Source organism: Pseudomonas sp. stari2, from assembly GCF_040760005.1.
GTDB lineage: Bacteria > Pseudomonadota > Gammaproteobacteria > Pseudomonadales > Pseudomonadaceae > Aquipseudomonas.
The window spans coordinates 1,966,956-1,989,175 of the sequence record NZ_CP099760.1 but is presented as its reverse complement, the minus strand read 5'-3'; the positions used below and the strand labels follow the sequence as shown (position 1 = coordinate 1,989,175).

The window sequence follows — 22,220 nt, the reverse complement described above, 5'->3', positions numbered from 1 at the left end:
GGATCTCCACTGAATGAGTTATCACCCGCCGCGTTCGCAGAGTGCGAAGAGGCAGCGGCGTGAGTTCCGGGTTTATGAGGCGCCAGGGAACAACACGCGTCTACTGTCAGAACTAACAGGTCGCGGGACCTTTCAGACCGACGGCACCCAGAGTCTTTAAAACTCGGGTGTTTAAAAGACACCTTCAGATACGCCTTGAAGGCTACGAATTCTTGCGCCATTGCCTACAGCTACGCCAGAATCCGCCGGCTTGTGCGCCTTGGGGTCGGGTTCTATTGTGGGTCGGTCGCTGACGAATCAGCGATCGGGTTTAGCGACTCGAATCATAAATAGGTGCACCAGCGCTCCATGCCTTGTCGCAGACTCTATGTCTGCAACTCCGCTATGGTGGCTGTATGCGGGAGACCCTCGGGTCTGCCGGGTGCCTATAACCGGTTCGCTAACCTGCGTACAGCCGCCACCTTACTGTTTAGCGATAGTTCCGGGCGGCTCCACTTTATAGGAGTTTCACCATGATCAAACCAACACCCAACCCACCCGAAACCGACCCCGCCTCGCCCTACGAATCCCTCGACTCCAGAAAGCTTCACGAAGCCGCCGACCGCGCCCTCGATCACTATCTCTGCCCGCCCGGCTCCACGCCACCGCCCCGCAGAACCCGCCGGATGTTTGCCGTCACCGCGGACTTCAAAAACGAAGAGCTGCTGGTCGAACTCTGCGAAACCCTCGCTTCCGCCAGAACCATCGCCAATGACTTCGCTCACTTCATGCCCGCTTCGCAGCGCAGGACACTGACGGGCATCGGGCAACTGATCATGCTCGGGGAGCTGGCTGCGAATCGGGTGCTGAATAATCTGGAACTAACGCCGTCGCAGACCTCTGTGTAAAGGCTTGAGAAATGCGTCGTGGCGACTGACGCCTTCGCGGGCAAGCCCGCTCCCACATTTGGAATGTATTTCCCTGTGGGAGCGACGGTACGATGATTCGACCGGCTCGCGAAAGCGGTCCCACAGCCAACACAGTTCATCAGGAATAAAAAAACCGCCACCGGATTCAACCGGAGGCGGTTTTTTTGCTTCATCAGGAATCGCGCCGCAGATCCGGCGGAATCGGCAAATCGTCCTTGAGCGGTTCCGGGAACTTGCCCTTGCCCGCGCGGTGCTGGCGAATCTGGTAGACGTAAGCCAGTACCTGGGCGACCGCCAGACACAGGCCACCGGGGATTTCTTCCTCAAGCTCGGTGGAGTAATAGATCGAACGCGCCAAGGCCGGCGATTCGAGGAGCATGACGTTGTTGGCCACGGCGATTTCGCGGATCTTCAACGCCAGGAAGTCGCTGCCCTTGGCCAGCAGCATCGGCGCCCCCCCTTCTCGGCGTCGTACTTGAGTGCCACGGCGTAGTGGGTCGGGTTGGTGATGACCACGTCGGCATCCGGGATCGCCGTCAATAGCAGTGGTATAAGCACAAAATGATATAAAAAACTGTCAAACTTTACAGGTTAAAAACATACGCAATGAACCTACTCTCCTCTTAGCGTCTAACTCGCCCAAGGAGAGCAACATGACAACTGTCGGACAAAAGCAAACATTTAAGGCATATACCCTCACCTACCCACATGGCTGCTCAATGCTGGGATGAGCAAAGGTATCTACCACGACAAACAGGCGCTGGGGGTCATTCTTGCTCCGGGAACAACCATTCAGATCAGGCATCTTTCCAGCAAGACTGATGAAAGGCTCCAACTTGAGCTACTGAATGACGACGAGCAAACTGAAGAGTATCTACCTTTTACGGGCCAGACAGTTCTGCATACAATTAAACACTACTCAGTGCCTTTTATCAGTACACCTCACAGCCAAACCGAAACAAACATTGATGTCGATATCGAGTACAGCTCTGTTCCTCAGCCACTACCCACCTACAAGGATAATTCGGACGCAGCGGATTTTTTCAGGCAATGGGATGAAGGACAAGCACCCTTTGCTCTTATCAACACCGTTTATGCAGACATACTGATACCGGCAACAGACAAAGCGCTGCTGAAAGAACTTCATCACTCAAACAACATAAAGAGCATTAGCACTTACTACCAACAACTCTTTGAGTTTTTCAACCTATTGGCAGGACTGTCGTTCACTCCGGACACCCCGACAAATAAAAACTCAATTAACAGATATTTCATGAAAGCCAACAAAACAGGAGGTGGCTCCGCTTACTATGGACATCACCACACCGCCCAGTCAAATGGCTCAGTTTTCGCCTTCTGGTTGGATACCCGCGCAACCAATTGGGGGTCGTTACATGAAGTCGGGCATGGATACCAAGGACTTTTCATGCAGAACAGTAAAATTCACTTGGGAGAAGTCTGGAACAATATCTACGCGCACTACTATCAAGAAAAATATCTCGGTGAGGACATATTCAAGACAGGATGGCTCTATAATGGAAACCCAGAGCACCTCTACAACGAGGTCGAACAGCTCTTCGAATCGAATCACCCCGTCAACACTTGGCAACTACATGAAATTCTGTTTTTATTGACATTAATATTTGATACAAATGCTGACCTCCTAAGTAAATTCAACAAGGAATACAGAGTACTCAGCAATGCTCCAGACTTCAATTTTTCAGACCATCCCTTCACAGAACTGATTCGAGACCTTTGCACCAGAATTTCCAATATCGATATACAGCCATTACTCAGCCTCGTGCAAATCCCCATGGAAGACTTCCGCTACAGCTCAAGCCACTATCAGAACCCGAGCCCTCGCTACCCCCTTTACAAACTGATACCCGCGGAACATCTGACGAACGCTATAGCAACACTTAAGCTGAAAAACCGCTTCTCAATCGTCGACTGCAATACTCTAAGACCTCTAAATCTCGTAGGCAAAATTGAATTGAGACTCGACCAAACTCTATTTTCAAGAATAGAAAATCGAGATTTACTTATACAAAACGGCAGCAGCGTCACTTATATTGAAAAAATAACCTCACCCCAAATAACATTCTCAGACATCCCCGCTGGGCCATACACCCTAATCGCTCCAACAACCACCAGTGACGGCTTGCAAATCAGCACCTCACACCTGATTGCCATCACCAACAACAACCCCATCGAACTCGAATATCAGATATCACAGGGATCGCGACTTGCTTCCCAAATAATTAAATTAAATGGCCTCAATGGAGAATTCGCCTCCATCAATGTAGATACTGAGCAAAAAAATATAACGATCAGCGTTTCCAGCAGCGCCCCACACTCATACTTTCACGGAAAAATATATGCAACAATCACGATAAGAGACACATATCAAAATATGGTCTTCCACAAGGTTTTACTGGGAGACGACTCCAAACCTTCCCTTAATAAGATCCCGTTTGGCTATGCCTACACACTGGAAATATTCCACGAGGAGCCATCCAGAAATATTTTACAACCACACGCAGACAAAGTTCTGGAAACATCAAACAAACTCACAACCCTTGAGATCACCCGCCAAGGTCTTTATAACAGAGCACTCTCCACCCCTACAGGAGAAATACTTGCCACCGAAATTGAAAGGCAATCCGAAAAAATAAAATTACAGCCAGAAATTTTACTGCACAGAAATGATCCTTGGAAAGATTCAATATTTCAGGCTATCGACTCCTATTCAACGCCAGAAAAAAATCAATTGGAGGAAACATACAAATACCTTTACAGCACACACCTCAATCACAACCCATTAATCTTGACCGAAAAAAAAATCAACTGGGATCAATATGGCCTGAGCGGTCCCTTCACTAAAATTGATATTGATCTTGAACTTGAAACAGCTGAGATCCAGATACTTCCTACCCATCCTCATACTTATTTCAACTCAATCTACAGCGCCATTTTGGCTTACAACGAAAAGGGGAACGTGGTCTTTTGTACAAAAATGCACGGAAACACATTGAATACACCATCATCAACAAAAATCCAGTTTTACGAAGGCTGCGAAATAATTGTTCTGCATTTGGAGTCGTCACGTTCGCCTATCACAAACCCAATGACGAACGAGCAATATCCCGTCGAACAAAGACACCGCATTTGCGCGCTGGGAAACAATCGACTGCAAATTTAAGAAGCGCCTCAAACCTTACGGATAATTGAAAAAGGAGGGGCTATCAGGAAGCGTCACGCATCCCAACGAGAATGGAAGCAAATCAGGAATCGCGCCGCAGATCCGGCGGGATCGGCAAGTCATCACTGAGCGGATCCGGGCGCTTGCCCTTGCCGGCCTGGTGCTGGCGAATCTGGTAGACGTAAGCCAGTACCTGGGCGACCGCCAGATACAGGCCACCGGGGATTTCTTCCTCAAGCTCGGTGGAGTAATAGATCGAACGCGCCAGGGCCGGCGATTCGAGGAGCATGACGTTGTTGGCCACGGCGATTTCGCGAATCTTCAGCGCCAAGAAGTCGCTGCCCTTGGCCAGCAGCACCGGCGCCCCGCCCTTCTCCGAGTCGTACTTGAGTGCCACGGCGTAGTGGGTCGGGTTGGTGATGACCACGTCGGCATCCGGGATCGCCGCCATCATCCGCCGCTGCGACATCTCGCGCTGAACCTGGCGAATGCGCTGCTTGACCTCCGGCCGACCTTCCTGGTCCTTGTGCTCGTCGCGCACTTCCTGCTTGGTCATCTTGAGCTTTTTAATGCTCTCCCAGAGCTGCACCGGGACGTCGACGGCCGCAATAATGATCAAACCGCACGCCATCCACAAAGTACTCCAACCGACCAGTTGCAGACTGTGAATGATCGCCCGGTCCAGCGGCTCATGAGCGATGCGCAGCAGGTCGTCGACATCGCCGGACAACACCACCAGCGCCACCGCCAGAATGATCAGGAATTTGGCCAGCGCCTTGAGCAGTTCGACCACCGACTTCATGGAGAACATGCGCTTGATACCGGACAACGGGTTCATCCGACTGAACTTGGGTGCCAGAGAGCCCACCGCGAACAACCAGCCGCCGAGGGCGATCGGCCCGAGAAACGCAGCCAGCAGCAAGGTGATCATGATCGGTTGAATCGCCAGCAGCGCTGACAGCCCGGAACTCATCAGGAACTTGCCCATGGAGCCCTGATCCATGATCACTTCGCGCGACAGCGTGAAGTTCATGCGCATCAGCTCCATCAAGTCCTGCGCAAGCATGCCGCCGAACACCAGCAGCGCGCCGGAACCGGCGAGCATGATCGCCAGGGTGTTGAGTTCCTTGGAGCGCGCAACCTCGCCTTTTTCCCGGGAGTCCTTCTTGCGCTTCTCCGTGGGGTCTTCTGTTTTATCCTGACCGCTCTCGCTCTCTGCCATGACTCAGCGCGCCTGTGCCAGTTCGCGTAGCAGCTGCAAGGCTTCGACGGCCAGCGGCTGATACTGATTGAGAATGTCCGCCAGCCCGACCCAGACAATGAACAGGCCGAGTACGAGGGTCAGCGGAAAACCGATCGAAAAGATGTTCAATTGCGGCGCCGCCCGGGTCATCACGCCGAACGCAATGTTGACCACCAGCAGCGCAGTGACCGCCGGCAGCACCAGCATCAACGCCGCGCCCAGCACCCAGCCGAGCTTGCCGGCCAGCTCCCAGTAATGCGCGGTCATCAGACCGGCGCCGACCGGCAGCGTGGTGAAGCTTTCAGTCAGCACCTCGAAGACGACGAGGTGACCGTTCATGCCGAGGAACAGCAACGTCACCAGCATGGTGAAGAACTGCCCGATCACCGCCACCGACACACCGTTGGTGGGGTCGATCATCGAGGCAAAGCCCATGCCCATCTGAATCGCAACGATCTGCCCCGCAATGACGAAGGCCTGGAAGAACAGCTGTAGAGAGAACCCGAGCACCGCCCCGACCAGAATCTGCTCGGCAATCATCAGTAGTCCGCTGAGATCGAGAGGACTGACCGCCGGCATGGGCGGCAGGTTGGGCGAGATCACCACGGTGATCGCCAGTGCGAGGTACAGCCGAATGCGTTTGGGAACCAGCGTGGTGCCGAAGACCGGCATCACCATCAGCATCGAGCCGATGCGAAACAACGGCAGCATGAACGTCGCCACCCAGGTACTGATCTGGGTGTCGGTCAACTGAAGCAGCGATTGCATGGCCTAGCCGATGACCAGCGGAATGTTTTTGTACAGCTGGATGATGTATTCCATGAAAGTCTGGATGATCCACGGACCGCCGACGATCAGGGTCACCAGCATCACCAGCAGACGCGGCAGAAAGCTCAGGGTCTGTTCGTTGATCTGCGTCGCCGCCTGAAACATCGACACCAGCAGGCCCACCAGCAGACTCGGGACCACCAGGATCGCGACCATCATCGTGGTCAGCCACAAGGCTTCGCGAAAGATGTCGACCGCTACTTCTGGGGTCATGGCGAAACACCTCCGAAACTGCTGGCCAGGGTGCCGATGATCAGCGCCCATCCGTCAACCAGCACGAACAGCATGATCTTGAACGGCAGGGAAATGATCAGCGGCGAGAGCATCATCATACCCATCGCCATCAGCACACTGGCCACGACCAGATCGATGATCAGGAACGGGATGAAGATCATGAAGCCGATCTGGAACGCGGTTTTCAACTCGGACGTGACGAACGCCGGCACCAGAATGGTCAGTGGCGCCTGATCCGGCGTCGCGATGTCGGTACGCTTGGACAGGCGCATGAACAGCTCGAGATCGCTGGAGCGGGTCTGCGCGAGCATGAAGTCCTTGATCGGAACCTGGGCCTTTTCCACCGCTTGCTGGGCGGTGAGTTTCTCCGCCAGATACGGTTGCAGCGCATCGTTGTTCACCCGGTCGAACACCGGCGCCATGATGAACAGGGTCAGGAACAGCGCCATGCCGGTGAGGATCTGGTTCGACGGCGTCTGTTGCAGGCCGAGGGCCTGACGCAGGATCGAGAAGACGATGATGATCCGGGTGAAGCTGGTCATCAGGATGACGGCGGCCGGAATGAAGCTTAGCGCCGTCATGATCAGCAGGATCTGCAGGCTGACCGAATACTCCTGCGCCCCGTTGGCATTGGTGCCCAGAGTGATCGCCGGGATAGACAACGGATCAGCGGCGAACGCCAGTGGCGTGGCCAACATCAAGGCCAGGGTCAAGACGATGCGCAACGCACCCATTACTTCGTATCCTTCTGATCCTTGCCGAGGATCTTCAACAGATGCTGGGCAAATTCCGGAGTCGCTTTTTCGGAGGTGGCCGGGACGTCCACCGGTTCCTTGAGTACGTGCAGCGCGGTGATGGTGCCGGGACTAAGGCCCAGCAGGATCTGCTCGTTGCCGACCTGAACCAGCATCAGTCGGTCACGCGGACCGAGCGCGCGGGAACCGATCAGCTCGATCACCTGCCCCTTGCCCGCCGGCCCTGCGTTCTGCACCCGGCGCAGCAGCCAGGCGAGGAAGAAGATCAACCCCAGCACCAGCAGCAGGCCGAACACCAGCTGCGTCAATTGCCCGGCGACGCCGCTGCTGACCGCCGGAGCAATCGCGGGCGCCGCAGGAGACGCCGCAGCGGCAGTCGCGGCCGCAGGCTCGGCGGCCATGACAGTCAATGGCAGCGCCAGCACCGCGGCCAGCAAGGAACCCAGAACCTTTTTCACTCAGCGCAGCTTCTTGATGCGTTCGCTTGGGCTGATCACGTCGGTCAGGCGGATGCCGAACTTTTCGTTGACCACAACCACTTCGCCGTGAGCGATGAGGGTGCCGTTGACCAGCACGTCCAGCGGCTCACCGGCCAGTCGATCGAGCTCGATCACCGAACCCTGGTTGAGTTGCAGCAGGTTGCGGATGTTGATGTCAGTGCTGCCCACTTCCATCGAGATCGACACCGGGATGTCGAGGATCACGTCCAGGTTCGGACCGTCGAGGGTCACCGGATCATTGTTCTTCGGCACGCTGCCGAACTCTTCCATCGGCAGACGGTTGGAGCTCGAAACGCCAGCGTCGGCGGCCAACAGCGCGTCGATGTCGGCCTGCCCGGCTTCACCGGTTTCTTCCAGGGCGGCAGCCCACTCGTCGGCCAGTGCCTGATCGTCCTGGGCGTTCATTTCGTCGTTCATCATTTGTCCTCGGCGGGCAACAATTCAGTTAAAGGCGTAAGGGGTGTTGCGCCGCTTCAGCGGCGCTCGATCGGCTCGATCACCTGCAACGCGAGGTTGCCTTTGTGCGAGCCCATCTTGACCTTGAAGGCCGGCACGCCGTTGGCGCGCATGATCATGTCTTCCGGCATCTCGACCGGGATCACGTCACCCGGCTGCATGTGCAGGATGTCGCGCAGTTTCAACTGGCGGCGAGCCACGGTGGCACCGATCGGCACATCGACATCGAGCACGTCCTGGCGCAGGGCGTTGACCCAGCGCTCGTCCTGGTCGTCGAGGTCCGACTGGAAACCGGCGTCGAGCATTTCGCGCACCGGCTCGATCATCGAGTACGGCATGGTCACGTGCAGGTCGCCGCCACCGCCATCGAGTTCGATGTGGAACGTGGAGACCACGATCGCTTCGCTCGGGCCGACGATGTTGGCCATGGCCGGGTTCACTTCCGAGTTGATGTACTCGAAATTGACTTCCATGATCGCCTGCCAGGCTTCCTTCAGATCGACGAACGCCTGTTCCAGCACCATGCGCACCACGCGCAGTTCGGTCGGGGTGAATTCACGCCCTTCGATCTTCGCGTGACGGCCGTCGCCGCCGAAGAAGTTGTCCACCAGCTTGAACACCAGTTTGGCGTCGAGGATGAACAGCGCGGTGCCGCGCAGGGGTTTGATCTTGACCAGGTTGAGACTGGTCGGTACGTACAGCGAGTGCACGTATTCGCCGAACTTCATCACCTGCACGCCACCGACGGCAACGTCCGCCGAGCGGCGCAGCATGTTGAACATACTGATGCGGGTGTAGCGGGCAAAACGCTCGTTGATCATTTCCAGAGTCGGCATGCGTCCACGGACGATGCGATCCTGGCTGGTCAGGTCGTAGCTTTTGACACTGCCGGGTTCGGCAGCGTTATCGGTCTGTACCAGACCATCGTCGACGCCATGCAACAACGCGTCGATTTCATCCTGGGACAGCAGATCCTGCACGGCCATGTCGTGTTCCTACTGCAGTACGAAATTAGTGAAAAGCAACTGTTCGATCACCACTTTGCCCAGCTCTTTCTGCGCCACTTCCTGGACGCTGGCCGTGGCCTTCTGGCGCAACATCTCCTGACCGACCGGCGTCGCCAGCGTGGCGAAGTCCTGACCGGAGAAAAGCATCACCAGGTTGTTGCGGATCACCGGCATGTGCACTTTGAGCGCTTCAAGGTCGGCCTGGTTGCGCGCCAGCATGGTGATGCTCACCTGCATGTAGCGCTGACGGCCGTTCTGGTTGTAGTTGGCCACGAAGGCCGGCGCCATCGGCTCGAAAATCGCCGGCTGCTTGCCGACCGGAGCGGTTTCCACGGCAGCCGCAGGTTTACTCTGGGCGCTGTGCATGAAGAACCACGTCGCCCCCACAGACGCGCCGATGGCCAGCAGCAACCCGAGCACGATCGCGATGATCATCTTGAGTTTGCCTTTGGTTGCGGGGTCTTTTACTGCTGCTGCTTCGCTCTTCGCCATGCCAATAATCCGTCACTAATCGGGTTTTCACAGTCGCACGGCAAGGCAAGAGCAAGTGTTATGCCAGAAGTGTCGGAGTGAAATGGAGAGCAGTGGCAAAACAGACGAGGGAGCCGACAGGGCCGCTCCCTCGGGGGAGGATGAATCAGGCGTAGTAGTCGACAGCGCTGGAACCGATCACATGAGTGGTGGCGGCAGCCGCTTCAGCCACGGCCGCAGACGTCAACTCTTCTTCCGATGAGTCCAGACGACCGCCAGCGGCACTGGTGCGCCCCGTCTGGCCCTGCTGGGCCTGTTCCTGACCCTGCCCCTGCCAGCCGCGGTTCTGGTCGGACACGTTGACATCGACCTGCCCCATGCCTTGCTGGGTGAACATGTCACGCAGGCGATGCATCTGACCGTCGAGGGCTTCGCGAACGCTCGGGTGAGCGCTCATGAAGGTCACCTGGGTCTGCTGGTCCGGCACCATGTTCACCCGAATATCCAGGCGACCCAGTTCAGCCGGTTGCAACTGGATATCGGCAGCCTTCAGGTTGTTGCTCGACAGGTACATGACGCGGTTGACCACTTCCTCGGTCCAGCCGTTCTGATGCATGGCAATCGGCTGATTCACCGGCACCGCGTTGGCGGTTTTCGGTGTGGCCGCCTGAGTCAGTGCCGCCAGACGGTTGGCGAAATCATCGACGCGGGTATCGCTGGTGGCGGATTTCAGGTCTTTCAGACCATCGTCGATCAGACCACTGAAGGCTTTTTCGCCCCCCTGACTGGTGCTGTCCTTGTCGGCCTGCACATCCAGCATGCTGGCCATGCCGGCGGCGAAGGTCTGCGCCGAGGTCAACTCACCGTCAGCCTGGGTCTGGGCCGGCGTCGCCTTGGGTTGCGACTGGCTGGACGCGGAAATATGACCGCTCTGCTCCATCGCCATGCGCACGGCCGGCAACGAATCGAGTGGATCAGCCTCGGGATCGAAATCACTGTCGGCGGCAGGCTCTGCCGTGGCAGCAGCCGGCAATGCCGCCACCGCGGGCGCCTGGGTCTCAGGCTTCACCGGTGCCTCAATGACCGGCGCAGCGACCACCGGTGGCGTGACAACCGGCTGCAGGACCTGCATCAGCGCCGGGTCCAGCGTCGGATCCACAACCGGTGTGGTGTCGGCGACCGGCGTGGTCGGCGTATCGGAGGTATCGTCGCTGGCCACCGGATCATCCGTTGCAGTCGACGAGGTTTTGTCGGCGGGCAAGGCTTTGCCGCTATCGGCAACCGTCGCGTCCGGAGCGGCAGACTGATCCTTGCCGGCGTCTTTCTTACCGCTGTTGTCGGCGACCTTGTCGCGTGCGGGTTTTACCGAGTTATCGACCGTTGCGGAAGGCTTGTTCTGCCCCTGATCGGAAAATACCTGAGCGAAGCTCGAAGCCTTGTCCCCGGGGCCTGCGGCCACCACTGACGGTTTGGCAGAGGCGGCTTGCGCCTTGGCCTGGGCGGCAGTCTGAAGAAGAATGTTAGGGGTTGCAGGCATGGCACGGTCTCCGCTGCACTGGGATCGTAGGTACAGTTGAACGAGATGACTGCAAGTGCCGGGCCAGTTTCGTCCGGCGCCGGATAAAAACGCCGGACGGTTGACTCAATGGGCGGGAGAGCGCTGGCGCTCGGCTTCATAGACGGGGCGCACATCCGCGAATTCATCGTGGATTTCGGCCACCAGCTTGATAATTTCGGACGGGCTCTTGTCTTTGGCGTGCTGCTCCAGCTCCTGGCAGAGCTCGGCCAGGCGGGTTGCGCCCATGTTGCTGCTACTGCCTTTGAAACTGTGGGCGACAGACGACAGGGCTTCGGCATCGGCGGTTTTTTGCAATTCACGCAGGCGCGCTTCGGAATCTGCCAGGAACGTATCCAGCAACTCCGGATAGCCATCCTCCATGACTTCTTGCAACGCACTCAGCACGTCGCGATCTACACAGGCATCAGTCACTTGTTCACTCCTTGATCAAGAATGCGCGGATTATGCCAGAGCCTCCCAGAAAAACTCCACGCGAGCACTACGACCATCGTCCGACCAGCTTGGATTCCTGCTCAATTGCCGGATCAGACTGACGCCGCGCCCCGACAGGCGGACACCGTCGAGCGGCCGCTCCATCACCCGAGCCACGTCAAAGCCTTTGCCACTGTCTTCGACACGCACGACCAGACAACCACCCTCGCCCTCTGGACGAACTTCCAGATGCACGCGCACATAACCCTCCTGCAGGGCATCGAGGCGCGCATTGCGTTGCTCATAGTAACGGGCGAAACCCGAAGCGTCGCGCTTGAGACTGGAATCCAGCCCCAGCACCCCATGCTCCAGCGCATTGGAGTAAAGCTCGGCGAGCACGCTGTACAACGCCCCGCTCTGCGTGCGCAAGCCATGCACTTCGAGCAGCAATTGCAGCAGGTAGGGTAACGGATTGAAGCGTTTCAGGGTGGAACCGCGAAATTCGAAGCTCACCGACCAGTCCAGTGGACACGACTGACCGCTGTCGGAATACACCGGTGCCGACGGATTGACCTGCGCCATTTCCAGCAGGATGACCTCGACCATGCTCACATCGTCCCGGGCTTCGCCGCGAAAATCCTGCAACGCCTGCTCGATTTCGGCGAACAGCCGATCCGGCTCGCGATTGCCGGCAAACACCCGCTGCAAGCGTTCGACACCGAACAACTGATCATTGGCGTCGCAGGTGTCAATCACGCCGTCCGACAACAGGAACACCCGATCACCCACCGCCATCGGCAGCACTTCGGTTTGATCGTCGAAGGCCTGCGGGCTGAGCACACCCAAAGGCAGATGCCGCGCGGCAAGCGGCACCCGCTCGCCCGTGGCGATGCGATGCAGATAGCCGTCGGGCATGCCGCCGTTCCAGATTTCCACGCTGCGCCGCTGAAAACTCAGGCAGAGCAGCGTGGCGCAGCAGAACATGTCTACCGGCAGGATACGCTTGAGCTTGGCGTTCATCTCCCGCAGGGTTTCGGCCAGGCCATAGCCCTTGGCGGTCATGCCGTAGAACACTTCCGCCAGGGGCATGGCACCGACCGCCGCCGGCAGACCGTGCCCGGTGAAATCACCGAGCAACACATGCATGTCACCGGCGGGCGTGTAGGCCGCGAGCAGCAGATCGCCGTTGAACAACGCATAGGGTGATTGCAGGTAGCGGATGTTCGGCGCACTCAGGCAACCGGAATGCGCGACCTTGTCGAAAACAGCCTTGGCGACCCGTTGCTCGTTGAGCAGGTAGTCGTGGTGCCGGGCAATCAGGTCACGCTGCTCAAGCACCGTGGCTTGCAGGCGACGCAAGCGATCCATCGCCTTGATTTTGGCGGACAGAATCACCTGGTTGTACGGCTTCGCCAGAAAGTCGTCACCGCCAGCCTCAAGGCATCGCGCCAAGGCTTCGCTCTCGGTCAGCGAGGTGAGGAAAATGATCGGCACCAGGTTTTCACCCGCCAGCACCTTGATCTGCCGCGCAGCTTCGAAGCCGTCCATGATTGGCATCATCGCATCCATCAACACCAGATGCGGCTGCTGACTGGAGAATACCTCGACCGCTTCAGCCCCATTGGTAGCCGTCAGCACGGCATGCCCCTGACGACGCACGATGGTCGACAACAGCAACCGATCGGCGGCGCTGTCCTCGGCGATCAGAATCGTCAGCGGTTCTTGCGGCTGCATGGCCGTCAACTGATGTCGAACAGTTTGTCGAAGTTGGAGATGGCGAGGATCTTGCGCACATCCGAATTGCTGTTGACCACCCGCACGTCCGAGTCGTCGCCGCCGGCATGATCGCGCAGCAGAAGCAGCATGCCCAGGGCAGAACTGTCGAGATAGGTGGCATCCTTGAGATCCACCACGATGGAGTCGGGCTTTTTATTGAGTCGCTCGTAGGACTCGCGAAACTCCTGATGGCGTCCGAAATCGAACCGGCCCTTGATCGAAATCGTCAGCTTTTGCCCATCCGGAGAGACTTCTGTAACGACTGACATGTACTGGCTTCCTTGTCATTGACGAACCTGTACAAGGTTTAGCACTTGCAAGGATAAGGGGCAAGGCAGGAAGTCGCCGGAAACTGTCATAGATCTACCCGTCAGTAGGCATCACGGCGCGGCAGGCGCTGGGACAACTCGTCCAGCAGCTTCTGCTCGCGCTTGTCTTCGGCACGCTGGGCTTCGTCGCGGTAGCGTTGTACAAGTTTTCGCAGCCCCTCGACCCGAGCAAACGCCTGCTGCCACGCATCGCGGGCCTTGTCCAGATTGTTCTGGTGCCATTGCAGACTTTGCAGCTGTTGATCGACCGCAGTATCGAGTTGCGCCAGAAAGCCCTGAAAACCCAGCAGCCATTGCCCAGACACGCCCGTACTGCCGCGTACGATCCATTGCTCGGAGTAATCCAGACGAAAGGCATGCAGGTCGGCGAGTTTGCTTTCGGCCACCTTCACCTGCCCCTGGAAATAACCCAGGCGCTGCACGGCGGTTTTCTCGGCTTTTTCGGCCATTTCCACCACCGGCGCCAGACGCGCGGCTCGGCTCAGGGCCATGGCCGGTTACCCGCCGGCCGCAGGGGCGAAAATCGTTTCGAGGTACGCCTCGCTTTCACCCAGGCTGATGCTGTCGTTCAGGCCCTGACGCAAATATCTGACCAGTTGCGGCTGCAGATTGATGGCAAGGTCCGTTTCGCGGTCACCGCCGGCGACGTACGCGCCGACGCTGATCAGATCGCGACTCTGTTGATAGCGCGACCACAGTTGCTTGAAGTACTGCGCACGGGTCATGTGCTCCGGCGCGACCACAGCCGGCATCACCCGGCTGATCGACGCTTCGATATCGATGGCCGGGTAATGACCTTCTTCGGCCAGACGCCGGGACAGCACGATGTGCCCGTCGAGCACGCCTCGCGCCGAGTCGGCAATCGGGTCCTGCTGGTCATCGCCCTCGGACAACACGGTGTAGAAGGCCGTGATCGAACCACCGCCCTTCTCCGCATTACCGGCGCGCTCTACCAGTTTCGGCAGTTTGGCGAACACTGAAGGTGGATAACCCTTGGTCGCCGGCGGCTCGCCGATAGCCAAAGCGATTTCCCGCTGGGCCTGGGCAAAACGGGTCAGGGAATCCATCAGCAACAGGACGTTTTTGCCCTTGTCGCGGAAATACTCGGCGATCCGCGTGCAGTACATCGCTGCGCGCAGACGCATCAGTGGCGCATCGTCCGCTGGGGATGCAACCACCACCGAACGCTTGAGGCCTTCTTCACCGAGGATGTGCTCGATGAATTCTTTAACTTCGCGACCCCGCTCACCGATCAGGCCAACGACGATGATGTCGGCCTCGGTGAAGCGGGTCATCATGCCGAGCAATACCGATTTACCGACACCGGTACCGGCGAACAGGCCCAGACGCTGACCGCGACCGACCGTCAACAAACCGTTGATGCAACGAATGCCGACGTCCAGCGGTTCGCTGATCGGGTCACGGTTGAGCGGGTTGATGGTCGGGCCGTCCATCGGCACCCAGTCTTCGGCTTTCATGCCGCCCTTGCCGTCCAGCGCACGTCCGGCGCCATCCAGCACGCGACCGAGCATGCTCATGCCCATCGGCAGGCGACCGGTATCGGCCAACGGCACCACACGGGCGCCCGGCGCAATACCGGCAACACTGCCAACCGGCATCAGGAAAACTTTGTTGCCGGAGAAACCCATCACTTCCGCTTCAACCTGCGACGGGTGATAGCTGTCGTCGTTGATTACCATGCAGCGGGTGCCCATGGCGGCGCGCAGGCCTTCGGCTTCGAGGGTCAGGCCGACCATACGCAGCAGCCGCCCTTCGAGGATCGGCGCACCGGGGATCTCGGTGGCCTCGGCGTAGGTGCTCAGGCGCTTGGCGAAACTGGTGCGTTCAAGGCGCATCGGAGGCGTCCGCGAGCGGCTCGTCGGTGACAGGGGCCGGTTTCGGCGTTTCCGGCAGATCCAGGCTCAGGTCCGACTCGGCCGGGTGCAAGGCCTGTTCGTGCAACTGATCGAACAGCTTGGCCATGACCTGGCCGACACGGGTTTCGATGCTCGCATCGATCCGGCTGTGTTCGGTTTCGACCCGGCAACCGCCCGGCAGCAGCGACTCGTCCTCGACGATACGCCAGGTTTCCTCATGACGTTCGCGCAGGGCTTTGACCTGTTCGAAATCCTGCGGATTGACGTACAGCCGCACATTGCCCACGCCCAGCGGCAACAGCTTGAGGGCGTCGCGCATGACGTGTTCGATCTGCGTCGAGTCGATGGCCAGCTCGCGCTGAATCACCTGTTTGGCGATGTGCTGCACGAGGTCGACCAGGGACTTTTCGATCTGGGTATCTTGTTCGGCTATGGGTTCGAACAGGTTCGCCATCAACTGCTCAAGGCTGTTGATCTTGGCTGTCAGGGCAACTTCGGCTTCCTGGCGCACTTTGAGGGTGGCGCTATGAAAACCTTCTTTTTCGCCGATGGCGAAGCCCTCGTTGTAAGCCTCCTGACGGATGCTTTCGAGTTCTTCCAGGGTCAGTGGCTGGACTTCGTCCAGCGGCACTTCTTCCATTTCCGGCGGTTCGGGCTCTGGTTCCGGCTCGGGTTCCGGCGCCGGCGGATCGAAGCTTGGGATTGCCCAGGTTTCGAAACCGCGGACGTCCCGGGCACGGATCAGGTCCGTCACATCGTCGTCATTCTGGCCCATGGTGTTAGATCATTTCCTCGCCGCCCTTGCCACCGAGCACGATTTCTCCGGCTTCGGCCATACGGCGGGCGATGGTGAGGATTTCCTTCTGCGCGGTTTCCACGTCGCTGACGCGCACCGGGCCTTTGGCCTCGAGGTCGTCGCGCAGCAGTTCGGCAGCACGTTTGGACATGTTCTTGAAGATCTTTTCCTTGACGCCCTCGTCCGAACCCTTGAGGGCCAGTACCAGCACATCGGAGGACACTTCGCGCAACAGCGCCTGGATACCGCGGTCGTCGACGTCGGCCAGGTTGTTGAACACGAACATGAGGTCTTCGATCTGACCGGACAGGTCTTCGTCGACTTCGCGGATCGAGTCCATGAGCTGGCCTTCGATCGAGCTGTCGAGGAAGTTCATGATGTCCGCCGCCCGCTTGATGCCACCCAGGGTGGTGCGCGAGGCGTTCGAGTTGCCGGAGAACTGCTTCTCGAGGATCTGGTTCAATTCTTTCAGTGCCGCCGGCTGCACGGTGTTCAGCGACGAGACGCGCAGGATGATGTCCAGACGCACCTTGTGGTCGAAGTTGCCCAGCACTTCACCGGCCTGATCCGGATCGAGGTACGCGACCACGATCGCCTGGATCTGCGGGTGCTCGTAACGGATCACGTCGGCTACGGCGCGCGGCTCCATCCATTTCAGGCTGTCGAGGCCGCTGGTGTTGCCGCCCAGCAGAATGCGGTCGATCAGGCCGTTGGCCTTGTCTTCACCCAAGGCCTGGGTGAGCATTTTGCGCACGTAATCGTCGGAGCCGACGCCCAGGCTGGTCTGGTCGCCGACGATGTCGACGAACTCGCTCATGACCTGCTCGACCTGCTCACGGTGGACGTTGCCCATCTGGGCCATGGCCACACCGACTCGCTGAACCTCTTTGGGGCCCATGTGGCGCAGCACTTGTGCAGCATCGGTCGACCCCAGGGACAGCAGCAGAATCGCGGCTTTATCGACCCGGGACAGTTTGGCGACGGCGGCTCGGTTATCACTCATCTGCGTTAATCCACTCTTTCACGACCTGGGCCACACGACCCGGGTCTTCTGCCACCAGACTCTTGATTGCGTTCAACTGAGCGTCATAGCCTTCGCTCGGGCTCGGCAGCAGGATGCTGGTCGGGCCGCCGAGGCTGACGCGATCGTTGGACAGTTCACCGTCCAGACCGCCCATGCCACCCAGTTCCACGTCACCGCCCAGACCGGCCAACTCCTTGCCTTTGCCGCCGCCGGTGATGTTGTTGAGCACCGGACGCAGCACGCCGAACACCAGCACCAGGATGAACAACACACCCAGCACTTGTTTGACGATGTCCCAGAACCATGGCTGGGAGTAGAACGGAATGTCGGCAATCACTTCGCCGCGCTCGGCGGAGAACGGCATGTTGATCACGCTGACGCTGTCGCCACGGCTGGCGTCGAAACCGACGGCGTCCTGCACCAGACGCGTGAAGCGCGCCAATTCGTCGGCGCTCCACGGCGCACGGGTGGTTTCGCCGTTGGCCGGGTTGATCTTGACCTGATCGTCCACGACCACCGACACCGACAGGCGATTCAGGCGTCCCTGCTGCTGTTTGGTGTGGCTGATGGAACGGTCGAGCTCGAAGTTCTTGGTGGATTGTTGACGCTTGTCCGCCGGGTACGGCGCGAGCATCGGCTGGCCGGTGGCCGGGTCCATGATCTGCTGACCGTTGGCATCAACCAGTGGCTGGCCGGGCTGAATCATACCGGTAGAAGCCTGGGCACCACCGGTGGTCTGCGGTGCCGAGGCAGGCGAAGGTGGCTGGTTGCTCAGGGCACCCGGCACGCCTTGCGGACCATTGCTGGCAGTGCGCTGTTCGTTGACCGACTGCTCGCTGCGCAGTGCCGGTTGATCCGGGTTGAATTGCTCGGCGGTAGATTCGACGGCACTGAAATCGATATCGGCCGACACTTCAGCCTTGTAGCGATCGTTGCCCAGTACCGGTTGCAGAATATTGTGCACACGCTGGGTCAGCATGCTTTCCATGCGGCGGCTGTAATCGAACTGCTTGCCGGCCATGGTCATTTCGGAATTTTCCGCCTGATCCGACAGCAGGTTGCCTTTCTGGTCGACGACGGTGATCTGCGACTTGCTCAGCTCAGGGACGGAAGTGGCCACCAAATTGATGATAGCGACAACCTGGCCCGGCTCCAGCGAACGACCGGAGTACAACTCGACCAGTACCGAAGCGCTTGGCTTGCGTTCGTCACGTACGAATACCGAGCTTTTCGGGATCGCCAGGTGAACGCGCGCGCCCTTGACGTTGTTCAGGCTGGAAATGGTGCGAGCCAGTTCGCCTTCGAGGCCACGACGATAACGAGTCGCTTCCATGAACTGGCTGGTGCCCAGACCCTGTTCCTTGTCGAGAATCTCGAAACCGATATTGCCGTCGCTGGGAGTGACACCAGCGGCCGCGAGTTTGAGTCGCGCACGGGACAGGTCATCGGCCTTGACCAGCAAGGCGCCGGAGTTCGGCTCGACGGTGTAGGGAATGTCGGCGGAGGCCAGGGTGTCCATGACCTGCTTGGCGTCCATACCGGCAAGGCTGCCGTACAGAGGCCGGTAGTCCGGTTGCTGCGACCACAGCACCACGGCAAAGCCAATCGCCACGCTCGCGGCCAGGCCGACCAACAGGCCCACCTGACGCAGCACGGTCATCTCGGAGAGGTTTTCCAGGAAGGACAGACCGAACAGCGGCGGTTTGCCGTCTATCGGGGTGGCCTTGGCCGGAACGTTATCGGCGACTGCTTCTGCCATGACTCAATCTCGTCCTTAAACCGGCATCTGCATGATGTCTTGATAAGCCTGAACCAGTTTGTTGCGCACCTGGGTCAGAGCCTGGAACGACACGCTGGCCTTCTGCGAGGAAATCATCACGTCCGTCAAATCGACGCCGCTCTTGCCGATTTCGAACGCGTTGGCCAATTGGCTCGAAGCCTGCTGGGTATCGTTCACTTTGTTGATGGCCTGACCGAGCATGTCGGAAAAGCTGCTGCCCGCCACTTCAGGGACGGCTGCAGTCGATTTCGGCTTCGACATGGCGTCCATTTGCATGGCCTTCATGTCCATCATCAACCGATTAAATTCAATACCTTGGCTCATGGTCTACTCTCTTGGGCGGCCCGCAATTTTTTGACACTCACTCGGCGGGTACTCAGGTGTTAGCAACAACGGTGCCAGCTCACGGGCACCGCTTCGAGAAATGCGTTTTCAAACGTTTGCGCCACCGCTTACGTGGCGAACAGATACCCTTCGACGTCCATCCCCGCATCGCGCATTTGCGCCAGTTTGTAGCGCAACGTACGCGGGCTGATACCCAGTTTTTCGGCGGCTTCCTTGCGTCGACCGCGTTCGGTGCGCAGGGTGTCGATGATCATCTGGAACTCGCGACGACGCAGGTCATCGCCCAGTGCACCGGCCGAGTCCGCCTCGATGTCGACTTCACGAATGACTGGTGCAGTCGGCACTGCCACCGGTAACGGGGCGAACAGCGCAGGCCCGGAGAGACAGAAATCCTGGGGCTGGATCAAGCCGCCCTGCTGCAGAATCAACGCCCGCTGGACCGCATTATCCAGCTCGCGCACATTGCCCGGCCATGGATAACCGATCAGGTACGCCTGCGCCTCGGGCGAGAACTTCGCCATCGCATGCTTCATTTTATTGACGTGTTTGGCCAAAAGACGCTCGGCCAGCGGCAGGATGTCGGCGGTGCGCTCACGCAGCGGACGCCAGGCCAGCGGAAACACCGACAGGCGATAGTAGAGGTCTTCACGGAACCGCCCCGCCGCCACTTCGCCCGCCAGATCACGGTTGGTGGTGGCGACGACACGAATGTCGAGGGTGATCGGCTTGCGTGCGCCGACCCGCTCGACTTCGCGCTCCTGCAAGACTCGCAGCAACTTGGCCTGCAAGCCCAGGGGCATTTCGGAAATCTCGTCGAGCAGAATGGTGCCGCCGTCGGCCTGCTCGAACTTGCCGGCCTGCGCCGCGATGGCGCCGGTGAACGAACCTTTCTCGTGACCGAACAATGTCGCTTCAAGCATGTTGTCGGGGATTGCCGCGCAGTTGATCGCGATGAACGGCTGACTCGCGCGATGGGATTGCTGGTGAATGTAGCGCGCCAGCACTTCCTTGCCGGTACCGGACTCGCCGGAAATCAGCACAGTGGAATCGCTGCGGGCGACCCGCGCCGCCAGATCCAGCAACTGCGCACTGGCCGGCTCGACGGCAACCGGCCCTTCTGCGTCGACTGTGCCGAGGTTGCCCAGGGCATGGCGCGCAACCAGATCCAGCAGCGCCTTGGGCTCGAATGGCTTGACCAGATAGTCCGCCGCGCCCTGACGCATGGCATCGACCGCGCGCTCGACGGCGCCGTGAGCCGTCATCAGCAGCACCGGCAATTGCGGCTGGCGCGCGCGCAGCAGGCCGAGCAACTGGTGACCGTCCATACCCGGCATGTTGACGTCGCTGACCACCAGGCTGAACGCCTCGCACTCCACGGCCTTCAGCGCCTCCTCGGCAGAACCCACGGCGTGATAGTCGTGACCGGCCAGCAGCAGCGTATCGGCCAGCGCCTCGCGCAATGAACGGTCATCCTCGACCAGCAGAACCTTGATGCCCATGACCTTCACTCAGCTCCCTGTACAGCGGAAAACATCGGCAGGATCACCTGCGCGCACGTGCCGCGCCCGACTCGCGAGCGCAACTGCAATTCTCCCTGATGAGCACGGGCCACGGCCTTGACCACGGTCAGGCCCAGACCGGTGCCGGTGACCTTGGTGGTGAAAAACGGCTCGCCCAGCCGCGCCAGCACCACCGGCTCGATACCGCCGCCGTTATCACTCACACATAGGCGCAGGGAGTTGTCGCGGGTGTAGCAATGCACTTTCAGGCGCACGTCACCGCCACCGGCCTGAATCGCATTTTCAATCAGATTGAGGATTGCGCCGACCAGCGTGTCGCGATTGCACAGCAACTCGCCTGCATGGCTGTCGCACTGCCAGCGAATTGGCAGATCCTGCACATGGGTCAGCGCCGCCGCCTGCAACGACTGCATCAGGGCATTGGGTGTGATGCGGTCGGTCAGCGGCAATTCACCGCGAGCGAACACCAGCATGTCGCGCACCTGATGCTCCAACTCATGCAGGCGCTCCTTGAGGCGTCCGGCAAACCGCTGCTGGGTGGCGACCGGCAGTGCCTGCTCGGTCAAATGACTGGCATACAGCAGCGCAGCGGAAAGCGGAGTACGAATCTGATGAGCCAGCGAGGCGACCATGCGCCCCAACGACGACAGCCGCTCGTGGCGTGCGAGCTGATCCTGCAAGTGACGGGTTTCAGTCAGGTCGTTGAGCAGCACCAACTGCCCCGGCTCGGCGTCCAGCGAGCGGGTGGCAATCGACAGGCGTCGACCGTTTCTCAGGGAGATTTCATGACCATCGTCTTCACGGGGCGCGAAGCAGCGCGCGATGACATGGCGCCACAGCTCGCCCTGGAGCGGTAAACCGAGCAGATCGATGGCGGCCGGATTGGCCTCGCACACGATGCCATGACCGTCGATGACGATGACGCCACCGGGCAACAGATCAAGGAGATTTTGCAGACGGTTGGCCAGACGCTCTTTTTCGGCCAGCTCCTGCATGCGCTGGGCACTGACCACGGCCAACTCGCCCTTGAGCTCGGTGACCCGCGCTTCAAGCATGCTGTAGGAATCGGTGAGTTGACTCGACATCTGGCTGAACAGCGCAAACGCCTGCTCAAGACCCTGCCGACTGGCCTCCTCTACGGACGGCAGTTGCCCCGAGGAATCGGGAACAGAAGACATC

At 59.1% G+C, this 22,220-nt stretch carries 22 protein-coding genes and 1 pseudogene; 2 read left to right on the top strand and 21 right to left on the bottom strand.

What is annotated here, in order from left to right; genetic code table 11:
* The first annotated feature begins 512 nt into the window (after window positions 1-512).
* Window positions 513-887, top strand: a complete 375-nt coding sequence (locus NH234_RS09135) for a hypothetical protein (RefSeq protein ID WP_367256346.1) — start codon at window positions 513-515, stop codon at window positions 885-887.
* A 193-nt stretch (window positions 888-1,080) separates the two neighbouring features.
* Here the strand turns inward: NH234_RS09135 and NH234_RS09130 are convergent.
* Window positions 1,081-1,451, bottom strand: a pseudogene (locus NH234_RS09130) (EscU/YscU/HrcU family type III secretion system export apparatus switch protein); the annotation flags it as partial.
* Window positions 1,452-1,635: 184 nt separating this feature from the next.
* On the opposite strand from NH234_RS09130, the gene NH234_RS09125 reads away from it, so the two are divergent.
* Entirely contained in the window at window positions 1,636-4,110 is a 2,475-nt protein-coding gene (locus NH234_RS09125) for a putative mucin/carbohydrate-binding domain-containing protein (protein WP_367256345.1), read from the top strand.
* An 82-nt stretch (window positions 4,111-4,192) separates the two neighbouring features.
* On the opposite strand, the gene flhB is transcribed toward NH234_RS09125, so the two are convergent.
* The 20 genes from flhB to NH234_RS09025 form a co-directional block, all read right to left on the bottom strand.
* On the bottom strand, window positions 4,193-5,332 hold the full coding sequence (flhB, locus tag NH234_RS09120) for a flagellar biosynthesis protein FlhB (RefSeq protein ID WP_367256344.1): 1,140 nt from the start codon (window positions 5,330-5,332) through the stop codon (window positions 4,193-4,195).
* A gap of 3 nt (window positions 5,333-5,335) precedes the next feature.
* Window positions 5,336-6,121, bottom strand: a complete 786-nt coding sequence (gene fliR, locus NH234_RS09115; RefSeq protein ID WP_085733738.1) for a flagellar biosynthetic protein FliR — start codon at window positions 6,119-6,121, stop codon at window positions 5,336-5,338.
* A gap of 3 nt (window positions 6,122-6,124) precedes the next feature.
* Window positions 6,125-6,394 (bottom strand): flagellar biosynthesis protein FliQ, encoded by a 270-nt coding sequence (gene fliQ / locus NH234_RS09110; RefSeq protein WP_085710476.1) that lies wholly within the window; start codon window positions 6,392-6,394, stop codon window positions 6,125-6,127.
* Window positions 6,391-7,149, bottom strand: coding sequence for a flagellar type III secretion system pore protein FliP (gene fliP / locus NH234_RS09105; protein WP_085733739.1), 759 nt, complete (start codon window positions 7,147-7,149; stop codon window positions 6,391-6,393). Before fliP ends, fliQ begins: the two co-directional genes overlap by 4 nt.
* Window positions 7,149-7,628: a flagellar biosynthetic protein FliO gene (gene fliO, locus NH234_RS09100; protein ID WP_256576058.1), complete on the bottom strand. Its 480-nt coding sequence runs from the start codon at window positions 7,626-7,628 to the stop codon at window positions 7,149-7,151. The genes fliP and fliO overlap by 1 nt, the downstream gene beginning before the upstream one ends.
* Window positions 7,629-8,090 (bottom strand): flagellar motor switch protein FliN, encoded by a 462-nt coding sequence (fliN, locus tag NH234_RS09095; RefSeq protein WP_170929666.1) that lies wholly within the window; start codon window positions 8,088-8,090, stop codon window positions 7,629-7,631. It lies immediately after the preceding gene.
* 53 nt (window positions 8,091-8,143) lie between these two features.
* A complete protein-coding gene (gene fliM / locus NH234_RS09090; protein WP_003222890.1) occupies window positions 8,144-9,112 on the bottom strand; it encodes a flagellar motor switch protein FliM in 969 nt (322 codons plus the stop codon).
* 9 nt (window positions 9,113-9,121) lie between these two features.
* Complete coding sequence (gene fliL / locus NH234_RS09085; protein WP_085733741.1) at window positions 9,122-9,625, bottom strand: flagellar basal body-associated protein FliL; 504 nt, start codon at window positions 9,623-9,625, stop codon at window positions 9,122-9,124.
* 145 nt (window positions 9,626-9,770) lie between these two features.
* Window positions 9,771-11,141, bottom strand: coding sequence for a flagellar hook-length control protein FliK (locus NH234_RS09080; RefSeq protein ID WP_367256343.1), 1,371 nt, complete (start codon window positions 11,139-11,141; stop codon window positions 9,771-9,773).
* 105 nt (window positions 11,142-11,246) lie between these two features.
* Entirely contained in the window at window positions 11,247-11,594 is a 348-nt protein-coding gene (locus tag NH234_RS09075) for an Hpt domain-containing protein (protein WP_085733743.1), read from the bottom strand.
* A 30-nt stretch (window positions 11,595-11,624) separates the two neighbouring features.
* Entirely contained in the window at window positions 11,625-13,328 is a 1,704-nt protein-coding gene (locus tag NH234_RS09070) for a SpoIIE family protein phosphatase (protein WP_367256342.1), read from the bottom strand.
* 5 nt (window positions 13,329-13,333) lie between these two features.
* Complete coding sequence (locus tag NH234_RS09065; protein ID WP_119428818.1) at window positions 13,334-13,639, bottom strand: STAS domain-containing protein; 306 nt, start codon at window positions 13,637-13,639, stop codon at window positions 13,334-13,336.
* A 101-nt stretch (window positions 13,640-13,740) separates the two neighbouring features.
* A complete protein-coding gene (fliJ, locus tag NH234_RS09060) occupies window positions 13,741-14,190 on the bottom strand; it encodes a flagellar export protein FliJ (protein WP_367256340.1) in 450 nt (149 codons plus the stop codon).
* Between the two features lie 6 nt (window positions 14,191-14,196).
* Window positions 14,197-15,555 carry a flagellar protein export ATPase FliI gene (fliI, locus tag NH234_RS09055; RefSeq protein ID WP_085733746.1) on the bottom strand — a complete coding sequence of 453 codons (1,359 nt, stop codon included), beginning with the start codon at window positions 15,553-15,555 and terminating at the stop codon, window positions 14,197-14,199.
* Window positions 15,545-16,351, bottom strand: a complete 807-nt coding sequence (fliH, locus tag NH234_RS09050; protein ID WP_367256339.1) for a flagellar assembly protein FliH — start codon at window positions 16,349-16,351, stop codon at window positions 15,545-15,547. Before fliH ends, fliI begins: the two co-directional genes overlap by 11 nt.
* A gap of 4 nt (window positions 16,352-16,355) precedes the next feature.
* Window positions 16,356-17,375, bottom strand: coding sequence for a flagellar motor switch protein FliG (fliG, locus tag NH234_RS09045; protein WP_007958288.1), 1,020 nt, complete (start codon window positions 17,373-17,375; stop codon window positions 16,356-16,358).
* Entirely contained in the window at window positions 17,368-19,155 is a 1,788-nt protein-coding gene (fliF, locus tag NH234_RS09040; RefSeq protein ID WP_085733748.1) for a flagellar basal-body MS-ring/collar protein FliF, read from the bottom strand. The genes fliG and fliF overlap by 8 nt, the downstream gene beginning before the upstream one ends.
* Before the next feature lie 15 nt (window positions 19,156-19,170).
* The gene (fliE, locus tag NH234_RS09035) at window positions 19,171-19,500 is read right to left on the bottom strand and encodes a flagellar hook-basal body complex protein FliE (protein ID WP_085710460.1); all 330 of its coding nucleotides are present in this window, start codon (window positions 19,498-19,500) and stop codon (window positions 19,171-19,173) included.
* Between the two features lie 128 nt (window positions 19,501-19,628).
* A complete protein-coding gene (locus NH234_RS09030) occupies window positions 19,629-21,020 on the bottom strand; it encodes a sigma-54-dependent transcriptional regulator (protein WP_367256338.1) in 1,392 nt (463 codons plus the stop codon).
* 5 nt (window positions 21,021-21,025) lie between these two features.
* The gene (locus NH234_RS09025; RefSeq protein WP_367257144.1) at window positions 21,026-22,219 is read right to left on the bottom strand and encodes a PAS domain-containing sensor histidine kinase; all 1,194 of its coding nucleotides are present in this window, start codon (window positions 22,217-22,219) and stop codon (window positions 21,026-21,028) included.
* Window position 22,220 lies beyond the last annotated feature (1 nt).

Coding starts and splice junctions, on each gene's coding strand:
- NH234_RS09135 (WP_367256346.1), top strand. CDS start 513: ATGATCAAACCAACACCCAACCCACCCGAAACCGACCCCGCCTCGCCC.
- NH234_RS09125 (WP_367256345.1), top strand. CDS start 1,636: ATGAGCAAAGGTATCTACCACGACAAACAGGCGCTGGGGGTCATTCTT.
- flhB (WP_367256344.1), bottom strand. CDS start 5,332: ATGGCAGAGAGCGAGAGCGGTCAGGATAAAACAGAAGACCCCACGGAG.
- fliR (WP_085733738.1), bottom strand. CDS start 6,121: ATGCAATCGCTGCTTCAGTTGACCGACACCCAGATCAGTACCTGGGTG.
- fliQ (WP_085710476.1), bottom strand. CDS start 6,394: ATGACCCCAGAAGTAGCGGTCGACATCTTTCGCGAAGCCTTGTGGCTG.
- fliP (WP_085733739.1), bottom strand. CDS start 7,149: ATGGGTGCGTTGCGCATCGTCTTGACCCTGGCCTTGATGTTGGCCACG.
- fliN (WP_170929666.1), bottom strand. CDS start 8,090: ATGATGAACGACGAAATGAACGCCCAGGACGATCAGGCACTGGCCGAC.
- fliM (WP_003222890.1), bottom strand. CDS start 9,112: ATGGCCGTGCAGGATCTGCTGTCCCAGGATGAAATCGACGCGTTGTTG.
- fliL (WP_085733741.1), bottom strand. CDS start 9,625: ATGGCGAAGAGCGAAGCAGCAGCAGTAAAAGACCCCGCAACCAAAGGC.
- NH234_RS09080 (WP_367256343.1), bottom strand. CDS start 11,141: ATGCCTGCAACCCCTAACATTCTTCTTCAGACTGCCGCCCAGGCCAAG.
- NH234_RS09070 (WP_367256342.1), bottom strand. CDS start 13,328: ATGCAGCCGCAAGAACCGCTGACGATTCTGATCGCCGAGGACAGCGCC.
- NH234_RS09065 (WP_119428818.1), bottom strand. CDS start 13,639: ATGTCAGTCGTTACAGAAGTCTCTCCGGATGGGCAAAAGCTGACGATT.
- fliJ (WP_367256340.1), bottom strand. CDS start 14,190: ATGGCCCTGAGCCGAGCCGCGCGTCTGGCGCCGGTGGTGGAAATGGCC.
- fliI (WP_085733746.1), bottom strand. CDS start 15,555: ATGCGCCTTGAACGCACCAGTTTCGCCAAGCGCCTGAGCACCTACGCC.
- fliH (WP_367256339.1), bottom strand. CDS start 16,351: ATGGGCCAGAATGACGACGATGTGACGGACCTGATCCGTGCCCGGGAC.
- fliG (WP_007958288.1), bottom strand. CDS start 17,375: ATGAGTGATAACCGAGCCGCCGTCGCCAAACTGTCCCGGGTCGATAAA.
- fliF (WP_085733748.1), bottom strand. CDS start 19,155: ATGGCAGAAGCAGTCGCCGATAACGTTCCGGCCAAGGCCACCCCGATA.
- fliE (WP_085710460.1), bottom strand. CDS start 19,500: ATGAGCCAAGGTATTGAATTTAATCGGTTGATGATGGACATGAAGGCC.
- NH234_RS09030 (WP_367256338.1), bottom strand. CDS start 21,020: ATGGGCATCAAGGTTCTGCTGGTCGAGGATGACCGTTCATTGCGCGAG.
- NH234_RS09025 (WP_367257144.1), bottom strand. CDS start 22,219: ATGTCTTCTGTTCCCGATTCCTCGGGGCAACTGCCGTCCGTAGAGGAG.